The 6,443-nt window shown below is 65.9% G+C and carries 7 protein-coding genes; 6 read left to right on the forward strand and 1 reads right to left on the reverse strand.

Annotation, left to right across the window (positions count from 1 at the left end; all coding sequences use genetic code 11):
* Positions 1-72: 72 nt before the first annotated feature.
* Genes RMP08_RS09305 through RMP08_RS09315 form a run of 3 tightly spaced genes read left to right on the forward strand, consistent with a single transcriptional unit; the run spans position 73 to position 1,975 of the window.
* Positions 73-525 (forward strand): TrmH family RNA methyltransferase, encoded by a 453-nt coding sequence (locus tag RMP08_RS09305; protein WP_310468721.1) that lies wholly within the window; start codon positions 73-75, stop codon positions 523-525.
* Positions 522-1,364 carry an oxygen-dependent coproporphyrinogen oxidase gene (gene hemF / locus RMP08_RS09310; RefSeq protein ID WP_310468722.1) on the forward strand — a complete coding sequence of 281 codons (843 nt, stop codon included), beginning with the start codon at positions 522-524 and terminating at the stop codon, positions 1,362-1,364. Before RMP08_RS09305 ends, hemF begins: the two co-directional genes overlap by 4 nt.
* Positions 1,361-1,975 (forward strand): GNAT family N-acetyltransferase, encoded by a 615-nt coding sequence (locus tag RMP08_RS09315; protein ID WP_310468723.1) that lies wholly within the window; start codon positions 1,361-1,363, stop codon positions 1,973-1,975. The genes hemF and RMP08_RS09315 overlap by 4 nt, the downstream gene beginning before the upstream one ends.
* Here RMP08_RS09315 and RMP08_RS09320 read toward each other — a convergent pair.
* The gene (locus RMP08_RS09320) at positions 1,918-2,739 is read right to left on the reverse strand and encodes a hypothetical protein (RefSeq protein WP_310468724.1); all 822 of its coding nucleotides are present in this window, start codon (positions 2,737-2,739) and stop codon (positions 1,918-1,920) included. The two genes, RMP08_RS09315 and RMP08_RS09320, sit on opposite strands and share 58 nt — an antisense overlap.
* Positions 2,740-2,845: 106 nt before the next feature.
* On the opposite strand from RMP08_RS09320, the gene lipB reads away from it, so the two are divergent.
* The 3 genes from lipB to RMP08_RS09335 form a co-directional block, all read left to right on the forward strand.
* Positions 2,846-3,517, forward strand: a complete 672-nt coding sequence (gene lipB, locus RMP08_RS09325) for a lipoyl(octanoyl) transferase LipB (protein ID WP_310468725.1) — start codon at positions 2,846-2,848, stop codon at positions 3,515-3,517.
* A gap of 76 nt (positions 3,518-3,593) precedes the next feature.
* Positions 3,594-3,848: a hypothetical protein gene (locus tag RMP08_RS09330; protein WP_310468726.1), complete on the forward strand. Its 255-nt coding sequence runs from the start codon at positions 3,594-3,596 to the stop codon at positions 3,846-3,848.
* 391 nt (positions 3,849-4,239) lie between these two features.
* Positions 4,240-6,443, forward strand: a 2,204-nt coding sequence (locus RMP08_RS09335; RefSeq protein ID WP_310468727.1) for a M10 family metallopeptidase C-terminal domain-containing protein, incomplete at its 3' end; no start/stop codon positions are given.

Below are 6,443 nucleotides of genomic sequence, written 5' to 3' on the forward strand. Positions count from 1 at the left end.
AGCGATTGGCGGGCCTGATAGCCGCGCGGGTCGGGCTTTGCCAAGGGCCGATTGAGCCTTTAGGCGCGGGCCATGCGGATCGCGCTCTTCGAACCCGAGATCGCCGGCAATGTCGGCGCGGTGATGCGGCTCGGCGCGTGCCTCGGCGTGGCGGTCGATTTGATCGAGCCGATGGGCTTCGCGTGGGACGACGCCCGCGTCCGCCGCACCGCGATGGACTACATCGACGAGGTCGAAGTCGCCCGCCATGCCGATTTCGCAGCGTTCCAGGCGACGGTGGCCGGCGCCCGCCTGATCCTGCTCACCACCAAGGCCAGCCGATCGCTGTATGATTTCGACTGGCGGAGCGGCGATATCCTGCTGCTCGGCAAGGAAAGCGGCGGAGTCCCCCCCGACGTCGCCGCCGCGTGCGACGAGCGCATCCGAATCCCGATCCGCGCCGAAGTCCGCTCGTTCAACCTCGCCACCGCCGCCGCGATCGCCGCCGGCGAAGCGCTGCGCCAGAGCGGACGCTTGCCCGCATGAAGCCCCTCGACGACCAGCAGCGGGCCGCGCGCGATTGGTTCGAATCGCTGCGCACCCGCATCTGCGCGGCGTTCGAGGAGATCGAGCGTGGGGCGGGCAGCGACGCCGCGTTCGCCTTCACCCCCTGGGAGCGCACCGACGAGGACGGCTCGCCCGGCGGCGGCGGGGTGCGCGGGCAAATGAACGGCGCGGTGTTCGAAAAGGTCGGCGTCAACGTCTCCACCGTCGGCGGCCGCTTCGCCCCGGAATTCGCCGCCACCGTCGCCGGCGCCGAGGACGACCCCAGCTTCTTCGCCACCGGCATCAGCCTGGTCGCCCACATGGCCAATCCGCACGTCCCCGCCGTGCACATGAACACCCGCTTCCTGACCACCACCAGGCGCTGGTTCGGCGGCGGCGCCGACTTGAACCCGGCGATCCCGTACGACGAGGACACCGCCGCCTTCCACGCCCGCCTGCGCGCCGCCTGCGCCGCCCACGACCCGACCTTCTATCCGCGCTTCTCGAAGTGGGCCGAGGAGTATTTCTGGCTGCCGCACCGCCAGGTGCCGCGCGGCGTCGGCGGCATTTTCTACGACCATCTCGAAGGCCATTTCGACGCCCATTTCGCCTTCACCCGCGATGTCGGCGAGGCGTTCCTGGACATTTTTCCGAGGATCGTGCGCCGGCGCATGGACACGCCGTTCAGCGAGGCCGACCGGCAGGCCCTGCTCGAGTATCGCGGCCGCTACGTCGAGTTCAACCTGCTCTACGACCGCGGCACGTTGTTCGGGCTCAAGACCGGCGGCAACATCGACGCCATCCTGATGAGCCTCCCCCCGCTGGCGAGGTGGGCATGAGTTACACCGACATCGAAACGCACGAGCTGGCCGCCGTGGTCACCTATCTCGAGATGCACGCCGCGCCCGCCGGCCAGCCGCTGTCATCCACATTATCGCTGCAGGCGCTGCCCCGCGACCTCGATCGCTATCGCCGCCTGTTCGCCAGGGTCGGCGCGCCGTGGCTGTGGTTCTCGCGGCTGCGGATGGGCGATGCCGAGCTGTCGGCGATCATCGCCGATCCCGCGGTTGACCTCTACGCGGTGGTCGATCCCGCGGGATCCGAAGTCGGCCTGCTCGAGCTCGACTTCCGCGAAGCGGGCCAGTGCGAGCTGGCCTTCGTCGGGCTCGTCCCCGCGCTCGCCGGACAAGGCCACGGCCGCTGGCTGCTGGCCGAAGCGGCGCGCCTGGCGTGGCGCGACGGCGTCGCCCGAGTCCATGTCCACACCTGCACGCTCGATCACCCGGCCGCGCTGGCCGCCTACCGCCGCGCCGGCTTCATCGCCTACAAGCGCGCGGTCGAGCGCTTCCCCGATCCTCGCCTGTCGGGCCTGCTGCCGTCCGGCAGCGCCCCTCAGGTACCGCTGCTGGGCACCGACACGCTCGGCGCGCCGCCATCGCCGGCCAGCTGAACGTAAATCCGCGCCAGCATCACGACATAGACCAGGCTTACGGCGGCCTGCGCGACGGCGGTGAACAGGGCCATGACCAGCGCCGCCAGGGTGAACGGCGCGGCCGTGCCGAACAGCACGGTCGACAGCGTCCCGCCGATCACCGCCATCACCATCGACAGCACCAGGGCGGCGATGAGGAACAGCACGAGGAACCCGGCGAGGCGCCCGAAATTGCCGCGCGTCAGCGCCCAGCTGCGCTTGATCAGCCCGATCGGCCCAACCTCCTCGGCACCGGCAACCGCGGCAATCGGCAGCAGGCGCACCGCCATGAACAGCGCCGGGACCAGCAGCACCAGCGTGATCAGCATCACGTCGCGCGGCGGCAGATGCTCGACGTTGCGGCTGACCGCGCCGAGACCGACCAGCACGAACGCGACCAGCAGCACGAACAGGCCGATGGCAAGGATCAGCAGCAGCATCGCGCCGAGGAAGCTCGGCAAGCGCCGCACCCCGTGGCGAATCGCCTCGCCGACCGCCACATTGTGGCTGGTCGCCAGCCGCACCACCGCGACCTGGCCAACCAGCCCGATGACCAGCGCAAGGGTCAGCAGCAGCGCCCACGTTCCGCCGGTCTGGGCGGCGCGGTCGGTGCCGGTGGCCAGCCCGACCACCGTCTGCGGCAGCAGGAACAGCGCCGCCGCGACCGTCGCGTACAGCTTGCCGTCGCGGCCGAGGATGTCGCGGGTTTCCTCCCACGCGCGTGAAATCGACACTTTGCTCATGCTGCTCCCCTGCCCGGCTCGTCCCGGCGCCGCGTTATGCGAAGCTTCCGCCCCCCATGCAATGTCCTTGCGGCGGCGCGTGGCGGGGGCCATTTGCGGTTCGGCCATGGATCAGCAGGACGACATCGAATGGCGGGTCAGCGAGGGCCTGGTGCCGTATGACGCGGCGCTCGCCTTCATGGACGAGCGCGCGGCGGCGATCCGCGCCGGCACCGCGCAAGAATGCGTGTGGCTGCTCGAGCACCCGCCGCTGTTCACCGCGGGGACCAGCGCCGACCCCGCCGAGCTGATCAACCCGCTCGGCCTGCCGGTTCACCAGGCCGGCCGCGGCGGGCGCTACACCTACCACGGCCCCGGCCAGCGCGTCGGCTACGTCCTGCTCGACCTCGAACAGCGCGGCAAGGACATCCGCTGCTTCGTCCACGCGCTCGAGGGGTGGGTGATCGCCGCGCTCGCCGACCTCGGCGTTGATGCCCACCGCGCGCCGGGGCGGATCGGGATCTGGGTCGGCGATGGCGCGGGCGAGGCCAAGATCGCCGCCTTGGGCGTGCGCGTCCGGCGCTGGGTCACGCTCCACGGCTTTTCAATCAACGTCGCCCCCGACCTGGCCCATTTCTCGGGCATCGTGCCGTGCGGAATCAGCGAATTCGGCGTGACCAGCCTCGCCGGCCAAGGGAAAGAAATCGCCATGGCGCGCGTTGATGCGGCACTGAAGGCGCATTTCCGCCAGTTTTTGAGCGGCTTGCACCAGCCGGACAAAGTCACTTGCTGGCAGTGAGACCTTCAGACTATTGTGCGCCCGATTTGCGAAGCGGGACTACCGCTCCAGATCTATTTTTTTTAGGGAGTTTTGAATGCGTGCTCTTATCCTGGTCGCCGGTGCGGCCCTGGCGGTTTCTGCTTGCAGCAGCAACGAATCCGCCGACAACACGATGAACGTCGACGAGAACCTCGGCGCCGAGAACATCGTCGCCAACGACACCACGGCGATCGATGCCACGACCAACATGGACGCCAACATGTCGAACGACATGAACATGACCATGAACGCCGACGGCAACGCGACGACGACGACCACCACCACCACCACGACCAACAACGCGATGTAATCGTGTTGGCGTCCCGTTCGCGGGGCGCCGGGTGAACGAGAAAGAGGCCGCCGGCACCGCCCGGCGGCCTCTTTTTTTGCGGCGGCCAGAGGCTGGGGTGCCTCGGTGGCACCGCAATCCCCATGATTGTAGAGGGAAAGACGCAGCCACTTCGGACGGTGCAATCGGCGCGGCGCGACCCCGCATCCCGTGCCACCGAGGTCGAAACTCCGTCGGGAATGGCAACAAAGCGTTGAAGAAAACAGAGAATCGTGCGTAAAAGCGGTTCGGCCGGCAAGCCTGATCAATGCTACAGCAAGTATCATGAGCGTTGTGCGGACGGCTTTGTATTTTGCGGCAACCAGCGTGTTAAGCTGGCGCGGTGGCCGCAAACTCTAATTAGGGGTGTTTGGTGGTAGATATACCCGGCAGCGCATCGACGACTGCGACTATTTCGGTCGGCGGGACCGTCGACGGCTCGCTTGAGTCCGTTGGCGACCACGACTGGTTTAGGATCACCCTCACCGCGGGCCAGTCGATCAGCGTTGCGCTCAGCGGGATTGGCGCTGCTGCTCTGGAGGATGCGTACATCCGCATCCGCGACGCGGCCGGCAACATCATCTTCGAGAATGACGACAGTGGCCCGGGTCGCGATTCCCTGCTTGGCTTCAGTGCGCCGTCTTCGGGCACCTATTTTATCGACGTCGGCGCGTTCGATGACGCGTATGCCGGGGACTATCGGTTGAGCGTCAGTGCGTACACGCCACCTCCGCTAGCGACTTTCGACCAGATCGCGGGCCAGCTGGTGTCCGGATATTGGGAAGGCAGCAGCCACCATTTCGATGTCACCCAAGGCGGCTCGCTCAGCGTCAACCTCACTGCCTTGACCGAAAGTGGGCAGTACCTCGCTCGGGAGGCTCTGGCGCTGTGGTCGGACATCATCGGCGTGAACTTCGTCGAGGTCGCAACTGGTGGTCAGATTACATTCGACGACAACGAAGAAGGCGCTTTCAGCACTGCGGTGTGGAGCAGCGGAATCACCAGCTCCGCCCACGTCAACGTGTCGACCCAGTGGCTCGAGGAGTACGGGACGACGCTCGACACTTATTCAATGCAAACCTACATTCACGAGATCGGGCACGCACTCGGGCTCGGCCACGCCGGTCATTATAACGGCGACGCGACATATCCGTTCGACGCGATATTTCGGAACGACGCCTGGTCGACGTCGGTCATGTCGTATTTCAGCCAGTCGGAAAACACCCATTTCGCGGGTCAAGGCTTCACACAAAGCATGGCCTTGACGCCGATGAGCGCTGACATCCTGGCGATGGCGCAATTATATGGGCTGTCGACCACCACCCGCACCGGCGACACTTCCTACGGATTCTCTAACAACACTGACCGCTACATTTACGGATCTACTCTCAACGCGGCTGTGACGATTTTCGACAACGGTGGAATCGATACCCTCGACTACTCGGGCTCCAACGCGGACCAATTGATCAATCTCAATCCTGAAACATATTCGAACGTCGGCATCGGCGTCGGTAACCTGACCATCGCGCGTGGGGTGGTTATTGAAAATGCATCGAGTGGCGGTGCCAATGACAGGCTGATCGGGAACAGTGCGAACAATGTATTTTCGGCCGGCGCGGGGCACAATATCATCGATGGCGGGGGCGGCAGCGACACGGCGATTTTCCTCGACAGTGGGGTTACCGTCAGCCTCGCAATCTCTGGGCCTCAGAACACTCGAACGCTTGGCAGCGACACGCTGATCTCGATCGAAAATCTTGTTGGCTGGCATGATGGCGACACTTTGACCGGAAATGCCGGCGCCAACACGATCGATGGCGGCGGGGGCCCCGACACCCTCCGCGGCGGGGACGGGGACGATGTCATCTTTGGCGGATATGGCCACGATTACATCGATGGTGGCAACGGAACGGACACAGCTAGTTTTGCCGACGATGGCAACGGCGGCGTTGTTGTAGATCTGCGCTTGACCACTCCCCAGAACACCACGATCTCGGAGTGGTACGACACGCTCGTCTCGATCGAAAATCTGATCGGTTCAGTCTATGCTGATCGGTTGACCGGCAATTCATCGTCGAACACATTGTATGGTGGCGACGGGGACGATTCCCTGGACGGTGGCAGCGGCAACGACACGCTCCACGGCGGCAGCGGGGTGGACACCGCGAGCTACGCCTCGGCCAGCGCCGGGGTGGTGGTCAGCTTCGCGGTCGCCGGCGCGCAGAACACCGTCGGCGCCGGCACCGACACGCTGCTGGCGTTCGAGAACATCGCTGGGTCCAATTTCAACGACACGCTGACCGGCAACGGCGGCGCCAACACGCTGTCGGGCAACGCCGGTAATGACACCCTCAACGGCGGCGCCGGCGTCGATACGATGGCGGGCGGGGCCGGCAATGACTGGTTTTACGTAGATGCCGCTGCGGACGCGATCGTCGAGGGTGCGGGCGGCGGCACCGACCGCGTCCTCAGCGCGGTCACTTATGCCTTGAACGCCGGCAGCGCGGTCGAGCTGGTCACCACCACCAATGCCGCCGGCACCGGCGCCCTCAACCTCACCGGCAACGAGTTCGGCCA

It is taken from the genome of Sphingomonas sp. (assembly GCF_031426035.1).
Classification (GTDB): domain Bacteria; phylum Pseudomonadota; class Alphaproteobacteria; order Sphingomonadales; family Sphingomonadaceae; genus Sphingomicrobium.